Here is an 18,771-nt window from a genome sequence, read left to right on the forward strand (position 1 = left end):
GGATGCAATGAACCGGGCGAGGCAAAACCCATGGAACTGAGCGATATCGACCTCAACCTGCTGCTGCTTTTCCAGCGGCTGATGCAGGAACGGCGCGTGTCGAGCGTCGCCGAGCAGATGAACATGAGCCAGCCGGGCGTGAGCAACGCGCTCGCGAAGCTGCGCCGCCGGCTCGGCGATCCGCTGTTCGTGCGCGGGCCGGGCGGCGTGGTGCCGACGCCGTTCGCGCTGCGCCTGGCGGAACCCGTGTCGCACGCGCTCGCGACCCTGCACGCCGCGCTCAATCCCGAGACCGGTTTCGATCCGCTGCGCGCCACGCGCACGCTGACGATCGGCATGACCGACATCGGCGAAGTCGTGTTCCTGCCCGCGCTGCTCGAACACCTGTCGCAAGCGGCGCCGGGCATCGCGCTCAATACCGTGCGCAACACGAGCATCCACCTCGGCGACGAAATGGCCGACGGCCGCGTCGATCTCGCGATCGGCCTGCTGCCGCAGCTCAAGGGCGGCTTCTATCAGCGCCGGCTGTTCGATCAGCGTTATGTGTGCCTGTTCCGGCGGGGGCATCCGCTCGAGGACGCGCCGCTGACGGTCGACGCGTGGCGCAATGCCGAACATCTGGTCGTGGTGTCGGCCGGCACCGGTCACGGGCAGGTGGACGAATGGCTGAAGCGCCGCCGCGTGGCGCGCCAGGTGCGGCTGACGGTGCCGCATTTCATGAGCGTCGGCTACATCCTGCAGCGCACCGACCTGATCGCGACGGTGCCCGAGCATCTCGCGCAGCAGCTCGCCGCACCGTTTTCGCTGGGCTGGCGCGCACTGCCCGTCGCGCTGCCGGGGACGCCGATTCACATGCTCTGGCATGCACGGGTCAACCAGGACGAGGGGAACCGGTGGCTGCGCGACGTCGTGGTCGATCTGTTTGCGCAGACCGGCACGCGGGCACGAAAGGCCGCGCCCGGCCGGACGAAGTAGTCAGCCGAACGTGCGTTGCGATGTCGCCCGGACATGCGCACCGCGCATTTCGACTACATTGCCGGATGCGGCGATGATCCCGGTCATCGGCCGCCTCGCCCTCTTTCAACCAGCAGGAAATCAAGCCATGTCTGTCTCGAAGAAATTCGCAGCCGTCACGGGCGCCGGCTCCGGCATCGGTCGCGCAGCGGCCGTCGCGCTCGCCCACGCGGGATTCACCGTCGCGCTGCTCGGTCGCACGGAGGCCTCGTTGCGCGAAACGCAGGACGCGATCCGCACCGCCGGCGGCGACGCGCACGTGTTTCCTGCGGACGTCACCGACGAAGCATCGGTCGACCACGCGTTTGCGCAGATCGCGCAGCAGTTCGGCCGGCTCGACGTGCTGTTCAACAATGCCGGCCGCAACGCGCCCGCGGTTTCCCTCGACGAATATGAATTCGATCTGTGGAACAGCGTCGTCGCGACGAACCTGACCGGCGTCTTTCTGTGCGCGCGGGCCGCATGGCGCGTGATGAAAGCGCAAACGCCGCAGGGCGGCCGAATCATCAACAACGGCTCGATCTCGGCGCATGCGCCGCGCCCCGATACGATCGCGTACACGGCCACCAAGCATGCGGTGACCGGAATCACCAAGGCGCTGGCGCTCGACGGCCGCCGGTACAACATCGCGTGCGGCCAGATCGACATCGGCAACGCCGCGACGTCGCTGACGGAACGGATGACGCAAGGCGTCCCGCAAGCCGACGGCAGCCTCGCGCCCGAAGCGCGCATGGACGTCACGCACGTCGCGAACGCGATCGTCCAGATGGCGAACCTGCCGCTGGACACGAACATCCTGAACATGACGATCATGGCGACGGCCATGCCGTTCGTCGGGCGCGGGTAAGCGCGCGACGAGGAATCCCGATCGGACCGCATGTGTCCGGCGCGCTGCGTCGCCGGGCCGGCCCGAATCGTGCCTGTTCAGCTCGCTGCGAGATATCGCTGCGGCGATTCGCCCGTGATCCGTCGGAACATGACGATGAACGCGCTCGCGCTGCGATACCCGAGATCTTTTGCCACCTGCGCAACCGACTGGCCGAGCGCAAGGCGCGTGATCGCTTCCGCGACACGCATCTGCTGCCGCCAGGCCACGAACGTCAGCCCCGTCTCGGCATGCAGCCGGCGCGCGAGCGTACGGCCGCTCGCGCCGAATTGCTCGCCCCAGAAGTCCAGCGTGAGATCGCTCGCGGGGTCGTTCATCATGTGCTCGCACAGCTTGAGCAGGCGCTCGTCGCGCGGCAAGGGCACACCCGGCTCGGCGAGGCTCGGCGTTTCCGCGAGCACTTTCATCAGCAACGACGCGGCGAGCCCGGCACGGCTCGTGGCCGTATAGGTATCCGCCCCGTCGACCACCGTGAGCGCGAGTTCCCGCAGCAACGCCGACACGGCGATGACCGCCGGCTCCTCCCAAGGCCACGGAAACACTTCGGGTTCCACATAGACGCTGCATAGCGCGGTGTCACCCACCGCGTGCAGTTCGTGATCGACGTCCGACGGCAGCCACACCGCCCGCGACGGCGGGAGCGTCCATGTGCGGGCCGGCGTGAGCACGCGGACGACGCCCTTCGCTGCAAAGACCAGCTGGCCATGGCGATGCTGATGCCAAGCCACGCGTTCGCCTTGACGGTAGTTCACGAGAGTCGCGGCCACCTGGCGCGGCAGCGGCACTCGCGCCAGCGGATAGCGCTTGAGCAGGAAGGCCTTCATCGGAGACGTTCGAAAGGAAGTGCGCCATGATATTTCAAATTCACCAAATTCTGTCAAAAAATCGATATCGCCTGTCTACCTTTCGGCTGCGGGAGGCATTAATCTCCTTACCCATCAATGGTTACGGCCAAATCCCGCTCGCCACGTTTAATACGTCTCATTCTTATTTATGAGACACAACACGTGCAACCAGCACGTCCGCACGACCTTCGACGACTTATGCCTCTCATTGCCTCATTGCTCCGCTACTCACGCTGGTTGCTGCCGGTCGCGCTATTCGCGAGTCTCGCGAGCGGCTTCGCGAATGCGGCGCTCGTGGCACTCATCAATCAGGCGTTGCAAGCGTCGGGCGCACAGCTGATGCACCTGGGCATGCGCTTCGTACTGCTCGCCGCGCTGGTGCTCGTGACGCGCATCGGCTCGCAGGCGCTATTCATGTATCTCGGTCAGCGCGTCAAGGCTCAACTGCGCATGCAGACGATCGGGCGCATTACCGCCGCGTCGTTCCGCGATCTGGAGCGGTGCGGCGCGGCCCGCGCGGTGGGCGCGCTGACCCAGGATCTCGACAGCATCGTCGTGTTCTTCGTGAGCCTGCCCTCCATTGCGATGCAGGGCGCCGTGATCGTCGGCTGTCTCACGTACCTCGGCATGCTCTCGCTGCCGATCCTTGCGGTCGCGCTGGGCGTGCTCGGGGCCGGCACGCTCGGCACGCAGCTGGTGAGCGCCCGTGCGCTGCGTCATCTGCGCGCCTCGCGCGACCGCGAGGACACGCTGCTGAACCAGTTTCGTGCGTTGTTCGACGGCGCCAAGGAACTCAAGCTGCATCGCGCCCGCGCGGACGCGTTCGTCGGCAGCGAGCTCGCACCGCACGTGGAAGCGGTGCGCGTGCAGCGCACGCGCGGCTATGTGCTGCACGCGCTCGCGGCAAGCTGGGGCAATTTGCTGCTGTTCGGTTTCGTCGGCCTGACGACTTTCGTGCTCGCGCATCTGTTCGGCGCCGACGCACACGTCATGTCGGGTTACGCGCTCGTGTTCCTCTATCTGATCATGCCCGTCGAAGGGCTGCTCGCGGCGCTACCGTCGCTCAACTCGGCACGCGTTGCGTTCGAGCGCATCGGCGCGCTCGAAGCGGCGCTGCCTGCCGAACCAGGCAATCACGCCGATTCCGCCCCAGCCCCGGCCGAAGGATTCTCGCGCATCGCGTTCGAAGGTGTCGAACATCGTTATGTGCGCGAAAGCGACGACGGCCTGTTCACGCTCGGGCCCATCGATCTGACGTTCGACGCCGGAGAGCTCGTGTATCTCGTCGGTGGCAACGGCAGCGGCAAGACCACGCTCGCGAAGCTGCTCGTCGGCCTTTACGCGCCCGAGCGCGGCCGTCTGCTCGTCGATGGCGTCGCCGTGGACGACACGACGCGTGCCGCGTATCGACAGCGTTTCTCGGTGGTCTTCAGCGATTTTCATCTGTTCGATTCGCTGCTCGGCCTGACCGGCGAACGCGAAGGGATGGCGCGTACGTTGCTCGTCGCGCTGCAACTCGACCACAAGGTGCGCATCGAGCGCGGCACGTTCTCCACGCTCGCCCTTTCGCAAGGTCAGCGCAAACGCCTCGCGCTGCTGGTCGCATTCCTGGAGGATCGACCGTTCTATGTCTTCGACGAATGGGCTGCCGATCAGGATCCGGCCTTCAAGGACGTGTTCTATCGCACGCTGTTGCCCGCGCTGAAGGCGAACGGCAAAACCGTGCTGGTCATCACGCACGACGATCGCTACTTCGATCTCGCCGACCGGCTCATCAAACTCGAGAACGGGCGCATCGCCGCGATTACCGCGGACACGGCCGGCGCGGACAATGCTCGGCGTACGGGCGGCAACGACATGGCGAGCGCGGCATGAGCCATATCGTGCGCGACGAAGCAGCCCGCTCCGCATGCGGCGACACCGGCAATGCCGCGACGTTCTCGCTCGAACGCGTGTCGTACGTCGCCAGCGGCCGTCCCCTGCTGCAATCGATCACTCTCGCGATCGAACCCGCATGCGTGACCGGGCTGGTCGGGCACAACGGTTCGGGCAAATCCACGCTCGTCAAATTGCTCGCTCGTCAGCTCGCCCCCACTGCCGGCACGATTCGCTACGCGGGCAAGCCGCTCGCCGACTGGGGCGCACGCCAGTTCGCGCGCCAGGTCGCGTATCTACCGCAGCAGACGCCGCCCACCGACGGCATGACCGTGCACGAACTGGTCGCCCTCGGGCGTTATCCGTGGCATGGCGCGCTCGGACGCTTCGGGGACGAAGACGCCGAGCACGTCGAGCGCGCGATGCGTGCAGCCGATGTGCTCCGTCACGCCGATCGCCCCGTCGACGTACTGTCGGGCGGCGAGCGTCAGCGTGCATGGCTGGCGATGCTGGTCGCACAGGACTGCCGCTGCATGCTGCTCGACGAACCGACGTCGGCGCTCGACCTCAACCATCAGCTCTCCGTGCTCGAACTCGTGCGCACGCTCTGCGCGACGAGGGCGATGAGCGCCGTCGTCGTTCTGCACGACGTGAACATGGCCGCGCGGTTCTGCGACCGCATCGTTGCGCTGCGCGAGGGCCGTCTGCTGATGCGCGAGCGCGCCGCCGACATCATGGACCCGGTCCACCTCGAATCGATCTACGGCGTGCCGATGCGCGTGAGCGCCGATCCGGTCAGCGGGCGGCGTCTGGGGTTTCCGGCATGAACCTGCTCGTTGCGAATCCGCGCCGCCGGCAACTGCTCGTCGCGCTCACCGTGCTCGCCGGCTCCGGCACACGGTTCTCCGCGCCATGCGTCGCTGCCGCGGTCACACGGTTCCCGCACCGCATCGTGGTGCTCAACTGGGAACTGACGGAAACGCTGCTCGCGCTCGGGCGCGCGCCCGTCGGCATTCCGTTGCCCGACTGGTATGCGAGCGGCATCGTGACGCCGCCGTTGCCGCCCGGCGTCGCCGATGTCGGCTTGCTTTATCAGCCGAATTTCGAGGTGCTGCTCGCGCTCGCGCCGGATCTCATCATCGTCACGCCGGCGCATGCGGCGTTGATGACGCCGCTACGACGCATCGCGCCGACGCTCACGCTGGGCACATACATGAGCGCTGCACGGCCTCTCGAAGTGCTCTGCGACGAAACAGCCGCGATGGGGCGCGCAATCGGGGCGCCGCTATGCGCCACCGAGCTGATCGCCGCCGCGCAACAGGAATTCGCGTCGGTGGCCACCCGGATCGCGAGCACCGGGGCTCACCCGGCGCGAGCCGTGATCGTCACCGAAGCACTCGACGAGCGACATTTTCGCGTCTATGGCGCGGGTAGCCTGTTCGACGACGTGCTCGCGCGCATCGGTGTCGACAATGCGGCCCATCCTCGCGACGCGGCGAGCCGCGCGGCCTCCACGCCATGGCGCACCTCCGTAACCGGCTCGGCCACCGTCGCGCTGGAACGCCTGTTCGATGTCCCGCACGCGGACATTCTGCTGATCGGGCCGCTGCGCGCCGCCGTGCGTGCCGCGCTGAACCAGAGCCCGTTGTGGCGTGCGTTGCCTGCCGTGCGCGAGAAACGCGTCGCGGTACTGCCGGTGATCGCGGCCTTCGGCGGACTCGTGTCGATGCGCCGCTTCGCCGCGGCCGTCTCGATCGCCCTCGCCACACTTGAGCACGGCGGAGGCAGCCTTGCGTAACCTCGTGCTGGCCGGACGCGTCGCGCGGACAAGCGATCGGCGCCTGGCGCTGGTCGGCGCCATGGCCGTACTCGCCGCATGCCTCACCGCCACGGACGTGCATCGCGCACTGGCGGGCGCATCCTTTTGGCGCGCGCTCGCGGCCACCGCCGACACGCAGGACGTGGGGGCCTTGCTCGTCCACTACAGCCTGCTGCCGCGCGTCGCGATGACACTGCTGTGCGGCGCCGCACTCGGGCTCGCGGGCGCGCTGATGCAACAGGTGCTGCGCAATCCGCTCGCTGAACCCATGACGCTCGGGGTGTTCCCGGGCGCGTATCTCACGCTGTCTGTCGCGACGATCTGGATGCCCGGCTGGTTGGCCATGGGTCGAAGCACGCTGGCGCTCGCGGGCGGCGCGGCCGCGATGCTCGTCGTGTTCGCGCTGGCATGGGCGCAACGTATGTCGCCGCTCGGCGTGATCCTCGGCGGCATGGTGGTGAACCTGTACTGCGGCGCAATCAGTCTCGCGATCTCGGTGGTGCATTTCGACAGGCTTGCGGGCTTGCAGATCTGGGGCGGCGGCGCGCTCGACCAGAACGGCTGGCAACCGACGCTGCATCTGGGCATGCAGCTCGCCGCCTGCGCGGGCGGCGCCGCCCTGCTCTATCGTCCGCTGAGTCTGTTCGACGCAGGCGACACGACGGCGCGCCATCTCGGTGTCGCGGTCGGATGGGTGCGCGGCGCCGCGTTGTTCGTCGCGGTCGCGCTCACGGCGTTCGTGGTCGCCGAAGTGGGCGTCATCGGCTTCATCGGCCTGGCCGCACCGTTGCTGGCCCGCCTGGCCGGCGCGCGGCAATTGCGCGCGCGGCTCGTGTGGTCACCGCTCACCGGCGCGGCGCTGCTGTGGCTCACCGATGAAATCGTGCGCACGGCCGCGCGGGCCGACCTGTTTTCCGCACACGTGATCGCGACCGGAAGCGCGACCGCGATCGTGGGCGTGCCGCTGCTCGTCGGGTTGCTGCCGCGTTTGCGCTCGCGACCCGATGCGCATGCTGCAGCGGGCCCCCGGCATGATCGCCGCGCGCCTCGTGCGATGGCGCTGGTATGGGCCATGCTGCTGCCGCTCGCATGCCTGCTGTCGCTGGCGGTCTCTCGCGGCCCCACCGGCGCGAGCGTCGCCACGCTCACGCAAATCGAGAGCCTGCTGTTCTGGCGCGTACCCCACCTCGTCGCGGCGCTAGCGGCGGGCGCTCTGCTGGCAGTCGCGGGAACACTGCTGCAACGCATGAGCGCGAATCCGATGGCGAGTCCCGACGTGCTCGGTGTGGGTTCCGGCGGCATGTTCGGCATGGTCGCCGTGCTGTTTCTCGGTCACCGCCTCGTTCCCGCCGCGCTGGTGGCTGGCTGCGTGGCCGGCACGTTCGCGACGTTGGTGCTGCTCGTCTGGTTCGGACGGCGCGCGCGATTCGCGCCCGAGCGCCTGCTGCTCGTCGGGCTGTCGATCAGTGCGCTGTTCAGCGCGGTAGTCGGCGCGCTGATGTCAAGCGGCGATCCGCGCGCGGGCGTGCTCGTCGATCTGCTGATCGGATCCACCTACTACGTCGCGCCCAACATCGCATGGAGCGTCGCGGCACTGGCGCTCCTCACGCTCGCCGTTGCACCGCTGACCGGACGCTGGCTCGCCGCTCTTGCGCTCGGCACGGACGTCGCGGCGAGCGTCGGCGTGCCCGTGGGTCGCGCGCGCTTCGCATTGCTGCTGCTGGCGGCCATGTCAACGGCGGCGGCCACCGTGATTGTCGGACCGTTGTCGTTCGTCGGGTTGATCGCGCCGCATATCGCACGGTTTTCCGGTGCGCGCCGCCCCGTGCCGCAGCTTTATCTGGCCGCAACCCTCGGCGCGCTGCTGATGGTGACGGCGGACTGGCTCGGGCGGCAGATCGTTTTTCCGCAGGAAATCGCGACCGGCCTCGTCGCCACGCTGCTCGGCGGACCGTGGCTCGTCGCGCTCGTGATGTTGCGCGGGTTGCGGCGGTAATTGCGTCACGGGTCGCGGGATCGACCACGATGTCGGTCCGGCGATTGTTCGGTAGTGCATGGATTCAAGACAGACGAGGCCGTCAGATGCCCGTCGATAAAGATCGTCCCCCCCATTTTTCAACCCGCCGCTGGCGGGAGGAAGCAGTTCGACATTTTTCAACATCGGGATGATCAACCATGACAACGAGAATAGACCACCCGCGCGCGCGGCGCGTGACGACGGGACGACGCAGCGGTGCCCCGCTCGCCTTTTCGGCGCTGTGCCTCGCCTCCTCGTGGGCGAACGCGCAAGGCTCGTCCGCCCCGGTCGGCGGCATGCTGCCCGCCTTGACGGTGGTGGGCACAAAGGACGCCGATGCGACAACCGAAGGCAGCGGCAACTACGCTGCAAAGTGGGCCACCATCGGCGGAAAAGTCGCGCAATCGATCAAGGAGACGCCGAACTCGGTCTCGGTGCTCACGCGCGAGCGGATGGACGACCAGAACATCACGACCATCCAGCAGGCGTTGCGCTCCGTGACCGGCGTCAGTTCGATCGACTACGGCGACGGTACCGCGTACTTCCGCGCGCGCGGCTCGCAGCTCGGCATTGAATTCGATGGGGTCCCGACGCTGAGCGGCCTGCAGTATCAGTTGCAATTCGATCTGGCGATGTACGACCGCGTCGAAATCCTGCGCGGCCCGGCAGGCTCGATCGATGGCATGGGCGAGCCGGGCGGCGTCGTCAATCTCGTGCGCAAGCGCCCTCAGGATCAGTTCCATCTCGGCACGGAAACACAGGTCGATTCGTTCGGAAGCGTGCGCCAGATGATCGACGTCACCGGGCCGCTGAACAAGGACGGCACGCTGCGCGGACGCGCCGTTCTCGTGGGCAGCACCGGTATGCAATCCATCGAGCGCACGCGCAGCAAGGAGGTGATGGCCTATGGTGCGCTCGATTGGGACCTCACGCCGCGCACGACACTGTCGTTCTCGGGCGGCTATCAGGTCTCGCCGATTTCCGGCATCGATTACGGTGCGGGCGGCGTGCTGAACAGCACGCGTACCGCGCTCACCGGGCGCGTGCCGAGCGAATATACGCGGAACTTCAGTCCGAGCTGGAACTACGCGTACACCTCGTTGCAGGAGGTCAACGCCAACCTCGTGCATCGGTTCGAAAACGCGTGGCAATCTTCGACCACGCTGTTCTACCGCCACGAACTCTCCAAGGCCTACTACGCGTACTCCGGCCCCGGCGCGACCGCAAACGGCCTCGCGCGCTTCGGAGACCAGCGGCAGCGCACGAGCTATGACTGGTTCGGCGCGGACACCAATGTATCCGGCCCGGTCCGCCTCTGGGGGCAGACGCATACGCTGACCATCGGCGCGAACTACGCCGTGATGACATCGGGCGCGCAATCGGGTTACCGCGCGTTGAGCGGCCCGTACGGTGGCGCCTACAGTCTCTACGATCCCAATGCGGTACCCGCCGTGGACGTACCGTACACGTTCGGCACCAATCACCGCACCGTGCAATACGGCGTCTATGCGCAGGCGCGTATCAAGCTCGCCACGCCGCTGACGCTCGTGCTCGGCGGCCGCGAGGCGTTCCTGCAAGACCGCACGCAGTCGACGTTGCCAAGCGTCGCGGACTGGACGACCAACGCACAGGTCAATCATCGCTTCCTGCCGTCCGCCGGCTTGCTGTGGGACATCGTGCCGTCGCTGACGGCCTACGCCAACTACGCGCGGTTCCTCGATGCGCAAACGCAAGGCACGTACTCGGGGCCGGGCCTGCCGCCGCGCTCGGGAGAGCAGTACGAAGTAGGCATAAAAAGCAGCCTGCTCGATGGCCGCCTGAATGCGAACGCCGCGCTGTTCCGCATCAACGACGACAACCGCGCCGTTGCCGATCCTGCCCATCAGTTCTATTACGCATCCGCAGGCAAGGCACGTAATCAGGGTATCGAACTCGAACTCACTGGCCAGCCGACGCCAGACTGGAATCTCTATGCCGGCTACACGTATCTGAACGCACACTACGAGAACGACTCTCCCGATCTCACCGACGGCACGGATCCGAAGCATTTGTTCAAGCTGTGGACCCGATATACGCTCTCGCAAGGCCCGTTACGCGGATTCTCGATCGGGGGCGGCATGCTCGCTCAAACGCGGATTTCGCGTGGCGTCGAACAGGGCGGCTATGCGGTTTTCGACGCACAAGCGGGATATCGTTTCACCAAGCACGTGACGGCGTCCTTGCAATTGAATAACGTGTTCAATCGCAGGTACTACATTCGTCCGCCCAGCACCTATTACAGCGTATTCGGCGATGCGCGCAACGTGATGTTGACCGTACGTTCGGATTTCTAGGTGCCGCCGCGACGATCGGCCCGAGCACGACACCCAACTGCTCGGCAAGCTGCGTATACGACAGCACTTTTTCGAAGCGCTGCTGCGTAGAAATCTGTGGCAGCAGCACTTCGCGAGCGACAAGCCCCTGACTCGTGAGTGCGCCACAGACGGCGGACAACGCGATCAGCCACCCGATTCCGCTCCAGGCGACATAGCCGGCAATGCCGATCATGCAGGCGATGGCCCGACTGGTCTGGCTCGCTCGCAGCACGCGAACGGGCGGCACGCGGTCGCTCAATGCACCGCAGACCGGAAAGGCGATGAATCGCGGCAACGCTTCGATGAAAAATGCGAGCCCGGGCCACGTCGCTTTATGCGTGATCTGAAAGACGACGAGCGGTACCAGAAAGAGCAGCATCTGGTCCGCGAACCCAAGAAGGCCGGCTGATCGATGCGCATCAAACGTGTGCCCCGCGAGAATGATCAGGACGCACCCGGGTGAGCCTGCTTCACCAGACTTCAGTACGCCTTGCATCACTCATCAAGGCGCGCCCTCGCTTGTCGTTTTAGTACACGAAAAACTTGCACCTCACCACCCGCCAAGCGGATCAACCCCCGACCGTCGTCCGAACGTTCCACGACACCGGAGCGTCGGTTGCGCGCTGAAGTTACCGGCACCGAATTGCTTGAGGTCAGACCAACTCCACGGCCGAGTGTCTGAATGACGAACCATACGCAGTATCAGGCAACCGATCCCGTCCGCTCAGGCGTGAACGGAAAGTACCGGCCGGTGCCGTCGTCCGGTACAGGCCGCGCTTCTTCAGTTCCGGCACGATCAGTTCGGCGAAATCGTCGAGCGTGCCCGGGCTGATAAGCGGATTGAGCATGTAGCCGCTCGTCGTCGACTGCCGCGCATGCTCGGCGAGTTGATCGGCGACCTCGTCGGGCGAGCCGACGAGGATCAGGTCGGTGCCGCGCGTGACGCTCGCGAACTTGCGCCGCACGTCGCCGGCGGTGAGCGGCTTGCCGCTGCCGTCGGGCCTCATCACGTAGGACGTGAGCCCTTCCGTCTGCGTCGTAAGCGGTTCGTCGTCCGCGTAGCGGTCGATGTCGATGCCGGTGTCGCCCGCGTAGCTGACGAGTTGCGCGTGTTGGTGATAGTGCTGCTGCAGCAGGTGGTATTTTTCCTTCGCGTCGCTCGACGAGCGCGCCGTCACGATCCGCAGCACCGTCAGCGACTTCACGTCGTCCGCCGACCGGCCGCGTTCAGCCGCCTGCCGGCGAATCTCGTCGAGGCCCGCGCGGATCTCGTGCGGATTCGACTTCGCGACGAACACCACCTCCGCGTGCTTCGCTGCGAATTCGCGTCCGCGCCCGGACCAGCCGGCCTGGATCAGCACCGGCGAGCGCTGCGGCGACGGCGCGCAGACGTGCGGCCCCTGCACGCGATAGTGCGTGCCTTCGTGCGCGATCGGCCGCACGCGGTCGCCACGCGCATAGCGCGGCGCGTGCTTGTCGGCGACGACCGCGTCGTCCGCCCAGCTCCCTTCCCACAGCTTGTAGACGACGTCGAGAAACTCCTCGGCGCGCGCATAGCGTTCGTCGTGACCGATCATCCGGTCGAGCCCGAAGTTGCGCGCCGCGCTCGTCAGGTAGGACGTCACGATGTTCCAGCCGATCCGGCCGTTGCTCAGATGATCGAGCGTGCTGAAGCGGCGCGCGAGCGCGAACGGATGCTCGTAGGTCGTGCTCGCGGTCACGCCGAACGCGAGCCGCTCGGTCTGCGCGACAAGCGCCGGAATCAGCATCATCGGATCGTTCGCGGGCGACTCGACCGCCCACTGCAGCGCGGCATCGGCCGACCCGCCATAGACGTCGTACAGGCCGAGCACGTCCGCGAAGAACAGCATGTCGAGGTCGGCCTGTTCGGCCGTGCGCGCGAGGTTCGACCAGAACGCGAGTGTATTGGCGCGCAGCCGTTCATCGGCGGGGTGGGTCCACAGGCTTGGTGCGCCACCGCAACCGACACTGGCTTGTTCATACAGGGAAAACAGCAACGGGCGAGGATCGGACATCGTCGAAATCGGTATCAGGGAAGGAATCAGTTGGGTGCCGCCCACGCGCCCGACGACGCGCGGCGGCGGCGCCGTGCTGGCGTGCGCTCGTCTGGCGCGCGCGTAAGGTAGCGATTGACGTGCTGCTCGAAACGGCCGGCAGGAACGATCAGCAGCGCGACCAGTACGACATAGACGATCGCCGCGCCGGCCAGCGGTTCGTACACGTGCAACGTCTCGAAGCGCAGCGTATTGGCCGTTCCCATCACGTCGAACACGGTCACGGTCGACGCGAGGACGGTCGATTTCAGCAGCAGGATCGCCTCGCCGACGAGCGCGGGCAGCGCGAGCCGCCACGCGCGCGGGCCGACGATGCGGCGCAGCACCTGCGCGCGCGTCATGCCGTATGCGTGCCCGGCTTCGATCTCGCCGGCCGGCACGCCGGCGATCGCGCCGCGCAGGATCGTCGCGACATACGCGCTCTCGTTCACGCTCAATGCGACGATCGCGTACCAGAACGCGTCGCGCAGCAGCGGCGATGCCCAGCTGTCGCGCATCCATTCGCGCGGCACGATTTGCCCGAATCCGTAGTACAGCAAATAGAGCTGAACGAGCAGCGGCGTGCCACGAATCAGCATGATCCAGCCGCGCGCGGACCAGCGCAGCGGCGCATGGCGCGCACCGGCGGCGAGCGCGAGCGGCACGCCCAGCAGCACGCTGGCCACGCCCGAAAAAAGTGTCAGCGCGAGCGTCGTCGGCACTGCGGCGAGCAGCTTCGGCATCACCGTATCGAGCAGGAACGGCAGCGAGAAGATCATGCGGTTGCGCGCCTCGTGCCACGGTTCGCGTGCCGCTCGAGCACCGCGAAGATGCCGGTCGACGCGATGCTCAGCAGCAGGAAAAGCGCGGCCGTGACGAGATAGAAGAATACATAGTGACGGGTCGCGCCGGCCGCGAGCTGGCTCGCCTTCAGCAAGTCCGTGAACGAGCCGAGCACGCTGATGAACGACGCGTCCTTGGTCGCGTTCAGCCACACGTTGCCGACGCCCGGCAATGCGAGCCGCGCGGCGGCCGGCAGCCGGATGCGCGTGAACGTCTGCCATGGCGTCATCCCGTATGCATGCGCGGCTTCGATCTCCCCGATCGGCACGTTGACGAGCGCCGCGCGGAAAATGTCGGTCAGATACGCGCCCTGGATGAAACCGAGCGACAGCGCAGCAACGAGGAACGGCGGGAACGCGAAGCCGTCGGGCACCAGGCCGCCGCGGTGCAGCGCGACCTCGACGGCAGGCGCGAGCGCATAGAACGCGAGCAGCAGGCACAACAGCTCGGGCAGCGCACGCACCAGCGTCGTGTAGAGCCGCGCGAGCCATGCGAGCGGCGCGTGGCGCGACAGCTTGCCGAGCGCGCCGGCGATGCCGAGCAGCACGCCGGTGCAGAACGACGATGCCGCGACGCCGAACGTCAGCGCGAACGCGCCCGCGAACACACGGCCATATCCACCGTCGTCGAATGCAAGCAGCGCGAGCAGCGAGTCGTCCGCGGCCATCGGGTCAGCGGCCCTTCTCGATCGTGCCCTTCAGGTTCGGATAGCGGGCGGTGATCGCATCCCACGTACCGTCCTGCTGCAGCTGAGCGATCGCGGTCGACAGCTTGCCGCGCAGCGCATCGCCTTGGCGCACGCCCGCGCCGATGCCGAGGCCCAGCACCGGATTGTCCGCGCACGTCGCCTTGACCTCGAAGTCCTTGCCGTCGCGCGACGCGAGGAAGGCCGTGAACAGACCCTTGCCTTCCTGCACGTAGTCGACCCGGCCGGACACCAGATCCGCGAGCGCGTTGTCGAACTTGTCGAACGCCTTGATCTGCGCATCCGGCTTGAAGCGGGAATCGAGGAACGCCGAGAAGTTCGTGCCGGCCTCGACGCCGATCACGCGACCCTTGAAGCTCGCGGGCACCGCGCAGTCGACGCGGCGCCGATCGCTTTTCGCGCCGACGAACACCGTCGGCGATTCGTAATACGCGCGACTGAAATCGATTGCCTTCTGCCGTTCGCCGGTGATCGTCATCGACGACCAGATCACGTCGATCTTGCGGTTCTGCAACGCCGGAATCAGGCCGTCCCAAGCAATGTCGGTGAGTTCGCACCGCACGTTCAGTTTGCCGCACGCGGCATCGAGCACGTCGATTTCCCAGCCCTTCCACTTGCCGGCCGCGTCCTTCGAAAAGAACGGCGGATACGATTCGGCGTCGATTCCGACGCGCAACGTCGGCTGGGCCGCATGGGAAGCCGGCACGAGGCCGACCACAAACACCGCGGCCGCGGCACGGCGGACACTGGAACGCATCAAACGATTCATGTGGCGAATTTCTGAAATAACGTCGGAACGACCGGCGTCGCAGCCGGCAGGAGGCGAGACTGTAATGCGCGCCGACGTGTGTACCAAATGGTTATTTTTTCGATGAATATCTGATCGCGCGATATGGCGGAACGGCGCACCGCCGAACGCGCAGCACGGTGCATCGTTCGACCGTTCGCCCGCTCACGCCTCCGCTGTTTCGCGCTGCAACGCCGGCAACTCCAGATTCGCGCGGAAATCACCGCCCACGTAGTCGGTATCGAGCAGCGCACGACGACGCAATTCGGGCAGCAAGCCATTGAGCAGCAAGTCCTCCTGGTCCGGCTGACCGAGCCCGTGCAGCGACAGCACGTCGACGAGCCCCGCGCGATAGCGCGCCTCGATCGCATCGGCGAGCTGCTCCGGCGTGCCGGCGACGAACCAGTGGCCGGTCTCCTGCGCGCGGACGATCAGCTCGCGCAGCGTCAGCCGCTGACGCGCATAGCCGACGAAGATCGCAACACGCCCTCGCCGGCGATGCACGCTGTCGATCGCCGGCAGCAGCGACCCCGGCAACGGCTGGTCGAGCGGCAGGTCGCGCAGGTCGACGCCGCCGCCGAGCATGTCGGCGAGCTTCAGCCGGCCTTGTTCGTAATCGATGCGTTCATGCTTGTCGCGCAACCGTCGCGCGACGTCGGCATCGGATTCGCCGATCACCGAATGGAACGAGTTCATCACGAGCGGCAGCCGGTCGCCGCGGCCGAATGCGATGGCCTGCCGATGCAGTTCGGCGACGAATGCGCGCGCGTCTTCGTGCGTCGGCTGAGACGTATACACAACCTCCGCGTACCTCGCGCCGAGCGATACGCCGCTGGCCGACTGACCCGCCTGAAACAGCACCGGCCGACGCTGCGGCGACGGCGGCACGTTCAGCGGCCCCTGCACCTGGAAGTGCTCGCCGTGATAGTCGATCGCGCCGAGCTTGCGCGGATCGACCGAGATGCCACCGCCCTGCCCGCGCCGCGTCGCGCCCGGATCGTTCGCGTCAAACAGCGCGTTGACGACCTCGACGAATTCGGCCGCACGTGCGTAACGCCGTTCGGGGTCGGGCAGCGCCGCATCGCCGAAATTCTCCTCGCCGACCGACGACGTCACCGCGTTCCACGCAGCACGGCCGCCGCTCACGTGGTCGAGCGTGCCGATCAGCCGCGCGAGGTTGTACGGATGGTGATACGTCGTCGACACCGTCGCGACGAGGCCGATCGCCGACGTCGCCTGGCTCAGCGCCGCCAGCGCGACGATCGGCTCCTGGCTGCCCGTCGTGCCGGCGAGGCCGGCCGAATCGGCCTGCAGCAGGTCGGCGGTAAAGAGGCCGGTGATCTTCTCGGCTTCCGCCTTGCGTGCGAGCGACGCCGCACGTCGCACACCGTGCACGGCATCCGCGTCGCCGGGTGCGTACAGCACGCTCGCCGCGCCGACGAGCGTCTTCAACCGTCTACGTGCGCCGCTCATGATACGGCTCCGTTCGTCGCGCGATGGCGCGTAACGAGGGTGAGCGTCTCACGCAGTACGCGTTTTCTATTCATCTGTATTCCTCTTGATTCCGTTCGATCTGACATTTCATGTCGGCATCGTGGCCCCGCATCGCCCGGCAGGAGCCAGGCACACGCCGCGAGACGACGCGCAGTCAACGACCATAATGCAAGCCCCCCGGTCGGCCGGAACGAATATTTTCGGCTTTCGATATTCTTCTTGATTGTTTGACCGTGCGAACGGCGCCGCAAAATAATTCGGCATGCCAAACCCGTTGATCAGGCCGTTTCGACCCGCGCCGATCGCTTCATCATGACGTTCGACGCCATCCGCTCCGACTCCGATTCGTCCGTTTCGACCGCGTTGCCGTTCCGCTTGAGCGTGCTCGACAAGAGCCCGGTCGCGCCGGGAGAAACGGCCGCCGACGCGCTTGCGCGCAGCGTGTCGCTCGCGCGCTTCGCCGATGCCGCCGGCTATCACCGCTACTGGCTCGCCGAACATCACAACACCGCCGCGCTCGCGTGCCCGTCGCCGGAGATCCTGATCGCGCACGTGCTCGCGCATACGCGGCGCATTCGCGTCGGCTCGGGCGGCGTGATGCTGCAGCACTACAGTCCGTACAAGATCGCGGAAAACTTCAACCTGCTCGCGTCGCTGGCGCCGGGCCGCGTCGATCTCGGTATCGGCAAGGCGCCGGGCGGCCTGCCGCTGTCGACGCGCGCGCTGCAGGCCGGCTACGATCCCGCGCGGCGCGCGTCGTTCGCCGATCTGGCCGACGAACTGAATCGTCATCTTCAGGGCGCAGCCACGGCTGCCGATACGACCGGGCAGGATGACGCCACGCTGCATGCGACGCCGCGCCCGCCCGAGCCCGCACAACCGTTCCTGCTCGGCGCCAGTGCGGAAAGCGCCGCGCTCGCGGCGCGGCTAGGCTGGGCGTTCGTCTACGCGTCGCATTTGAACGCCTCACCGACCGATCTGGAACGCGCGTTCGATGCATACCGCAGCGCATCCGGCGGCCGCACGCCGCTGCTCGCGGCCTCCGCGATCGTCGCGGCAACCCGCGACGCGGCCGCGCAGCTGGCGAGCGGACATCAGGGCTTTCGCGTGCAGGTGGGCGACACGCCTGCCGTCAACGTCGGCAGCCTCGATCAGGCGCACGCCTATATCCGGCAGGCAGGCGGCGGCCCGCATCGCATCGATCCGCGCGAAACGCGGATCGTGCACGGCACGCGCGACGACGTGCTGCACGAACTGCACGCATTGCATCGCCGCCACGGGATTGACGAATTCGTCATCGATACGCCGCTCGCCGATGCCGCACCGCGTATTGCGTCGCTGCGGCTGCTGGCAGGCGCGTCGGCCGACGAGCACGGCGCGGCGGCGTCGCGGTACCGGCCCGATGCGCGGGAATCGCGCGAGCGCGCCGCGACGCCGCAACCGGACTTCGAGGGCACCGCGCGATGACCGATACGATCCGCATTGCCGGCGCGGACGACGTGCCGGCCCTTTACGCGCTGCTGCAGGATGCGTATGCGCCGCTCGTGCCGCAGGGCGTGCTTTTCACGATCACGCGCTCGCCGATCGAGCGCGTCGCGCAGACCGTCGCGCGCGAAACCACGTTCGTGCTCGAACACACGACACCGGAAGGCCGACTGGCCCTCGCGGCCACGCTGACCGTGCGCTTTCCATGGGTATCCGGCGAACGCCACCGCATGCCGTATCCGTTCCTCCACTGGTTCGCGGTCGCGCCCGCGTTCAAGCGGCAGCGGTTCGGGCACGCACTGATCGAGCACGTCGAATCGCGGTTTCTGGCCGCGCAGGTGAAGGCGCCCGCGACCTATCTCGCGACCGCGACCAACCATCCGTGGCTGCAGCCGTACTACGAACGTAACGGCTACCTGCCGTTCGATCGCTCGACGAATGCGCTCGGCACGCCGCTCGTCTGGCTGCGGAAAATCCTGCTCCCGGATCTCTATCGTGATCCGGCGGCAGACGATGCCACCGCGCACGACGTGCCGCTCCACGCAAACGCGTGACGCCCCCTCCTCCGGGCTTCGCGCACCGCATCCCCTGC

The 18,771-nt window shown here is 66.9% G+C and carries 15 protein-coding genes and 1 pseudogene; 9 read left to right on the forward strand and 7 right to left on the reverse strand.

Annotated features, from left to right (window positions below; all coding sequences use genetic code 11):
* Nucleotides 1-30: 30 nt before the first annotated feature.
* Together ABIC51_RS36000 and ABIC51_RS36005 are read left to right on the forward strand one after the other, a co-directional pair.
* Entirely contained in the window at nt 31-975 is a 945-nt protein-coding gene (locus ABIC51_RS36000; RefSeq protein ID WP_146253909.1) for a LysR family transcriptional regulator, read from the forward strand.
* A gap of 127 nt (nt 976-1,102) precedes the next feature.
* Nucleotides 1,103-1,861: an SDR family oxidoreductase gene (locus tag ABIC51_RS36005; protein ID WP_146253908.1), complete on the forward strand. Its 759-nt coding sequence runs from the start codon at nt 1,103-1,105 to the stop codon at nt 1,859-1,861.
* Nucleotides 1,862-1,938: 77 nt separating this feature from the next.
* Here the strand turns inward: ABIC51_RS36005 and ABIC51_RS36010 are convergent, their stop codons facing one another.
* On the reverse strand, nt 1,939-2,724 hold the full coding sequence (locus ABIC51_RS36010; protein WP_027791912.1) for an AraC family transcriptional regulator: 786 nt from the start codon (nt 2,722-2,724) through the stop codon (nt 1,939-1,941).
* Between the two features lie 219 nt (nt 2,725-2,943).
* Between ABIC51_RS36010 and ABIC51_RS36015 the strand changes: the two genes are divergently transcribed.
* The 5 genes from ABIC51_RS36015 (at nt 2,944) to ABIC51_RS36035 (ending at nt 10,789) form a co-directional block, all read left to right on the forward strand.
* Nucleotides 2,944-4,620, forward strand: coding sequence for a cyclic peptide export ABC transporter (locus ABIC51_RS36015; protein ID WP_034196066.1), 1,677 nt, complete (start codon nt 2,944-2,946; stop codon nt 4,618-4,620).
* Nucleotides 4,617-5,447: an ABC transporter ATP-binding protein gene (locus tag ABIC51_RS36020; protein WP_124917557.1), complete on the forward strand. Its 831-nt coding sequence runs from the start codon at nt 4,617-4,619 to the stop codon at nt 5,445-5,447. Before ABIC51_RS36015 ends, ABIC51_RS36020 begins: the two co-directional genes overlap by 4 nt.
* Nucleotides 5,444-6,418: an iron-siderophore ABC transporter substrate-binding protein gene (locus tag ABIC51_RS36025; protein WP_175897549.1), complete on the forward strand. Its 975-nt coding sequence runs from the start codon at nt 5,444-5,446 to the stop codon at nt 6,416-6,418. Before ABIC51_RS36020 ends, ABIC51_RS36025 begins: the two co-directional genes overlap by 4 nt.
* Nucleotides 6,411-8,435, forward strand: a complete 2,025-nt coding sequence (fhuB, locus tag ABIC51_RS36030) for a Fe(3+)-hydroxamate ABC transporter permease FhuB (RefSeq protein WP_226127922.1) — start codon at nt 6,411-6,413, stop codon at nt 8,433-8,435. Before ABIC51_RS36025 ends, fhuB begins: the two co-directional genes overlap by 8 nt.
* A 179-nt stretch (nt 8,436-8,614) precedes the next feature.
* A complete protein-coding gene (locus ABIC51_RS36035) occupies nt 8,615-10,789 on the forward strand; it encodes a TonB-dependent siderophore receptor (RefSeq protein WP_175897551.1) in 2,175 nt (724 codons plus the stop codon).
* Nucleotides 10,790-10,793: 4 nt separating this feature from the next.
* Here the strand turns inward: ABIC51_RS36035 and ABIC51_RS36040 are convergent.
* From ABIC51_RS36040 to ABIC51_RS36065, 6 genes and pseudogenes are all read right to left on the reverse strand, one after another.
* Nucleotides 10,794-11,230: pseudogene (locus tag ABIC51_RS36040) on the reverse strand (MFS transporter); the annotation flags it as partial.
* A 233-nt stretch (nt 11,231-11,463) separates the two neighbouring features.
* Nucleotides 11,464-12,846 (reverse strand): LLM class flavin-dependent oxidoreductase, encoded by a 1,383-nt coding sequence (locus tag ABIC51_RS36045; protein WP_060371827.1) that lies wholly within the window; start codon nt 12,844-12,846, stop codon nt 11,464-11,466.
* A 26-nt stretch (nt 12,847-12,872) separates the two neighbouring features.
* Nucleotides 12,873-13,643 carry an ABC transporter permease gene (locus ABIC51_RS36050; RefSeq protein ID WP_175897552.1) on the reverse strand — a complete coding sequence of 257 codons (771 nt, stop codon included), beginning with the start codon at nt 13,641-13,643 and terminating at the stop codon, nt 12,873-12,875.
* Nucleotides 13,640-14,374: an ABC transporter permease gene (locus ABIC51_RS36055; protein WP_069706423.1), complete on the reverse strand. Its 735-nt coding sequence runs from the start codon at nt 14,372-14,374 to the stop codon at nt 13,640-13,642. The genes ABIC51_RS36050 and ABIC51_RS36055 overlap by 4 nt, the downstream gene beginning before the upstream one ends.
* 4 nt (nt 14,375-14,378) lie before the next feature.
* Nucleotides 14,379-15,182, reverse strand: a complete 804-nt coding sequence (locus ABIC51_RS36060; protein WP_027791919.1) for a transporter substrate-binding domain-containing protein — start codon at nt 15,180-15,182, stop codon at nt 14,379-14,381.
* A gap of 183 nt (nt 15,183-15,365) precedes the next feature.
* The gene (locus tag ABIC51_RS36065; protein ID WP_060206772.1) at nt 15,366-16,673 is read right to left on the reverse strand and encodes an NtaA/DmoA family FMN-dependent monooxygenase; all 1,308 of its coding nucleotides are present in this window, start codon (nt 16,671-16,673) and stop codon (nt 15,366-15,368) included.
* Between the two features lie 333 nt (nt 16,674-17,006).
* On the opposite strand from ABIC51_RS36065, the gene ABIC51_RS36070 reads away from it, so the two are divergent.
* Nucleotides 17,007-18,161 (forward strand): MsnO8 family LLM class oxidoreductase, encoded by a 1,155-nt coding sequence (locus ABIC51_RS36070; protein ID WP_226127924.1) that lies wholly within the window; start codon nt 17,007-17,009, stop codon nt 18,159-18,161.
* Nucleotides 18,158-18,733 carry a GNAT family N-acetyltransferase gene (locus ABIC51_RS36075; RefSeq protein ID WP_060371824.1) on the forward strand — a complete coding sequence of 192 codons (576 nt, stop codon included), beginning with the start codon at nt 18,158-18,160 and terminating at the stop codon, nt 18,731-18,733. Before ABIC51_RS36070 ends, ABIC51_RS36075 begins: the two co-directional genes overlap by 4 nt.
* The last annotated feature ends 38 nt before the right edge of the window (nt 18,734-18,771 follow it).

Origin of the sequence: Burkholderia sp. 572 (assembly GCF_040545135.1) — a bacterium.
GTDB classification, from domain to species: Bacteria; Pseudomonadota; Gammaproteobacteria; order Burkholderiales; family Burkholderiaceae; genus Burkholderia; species Burkholderia cepacia.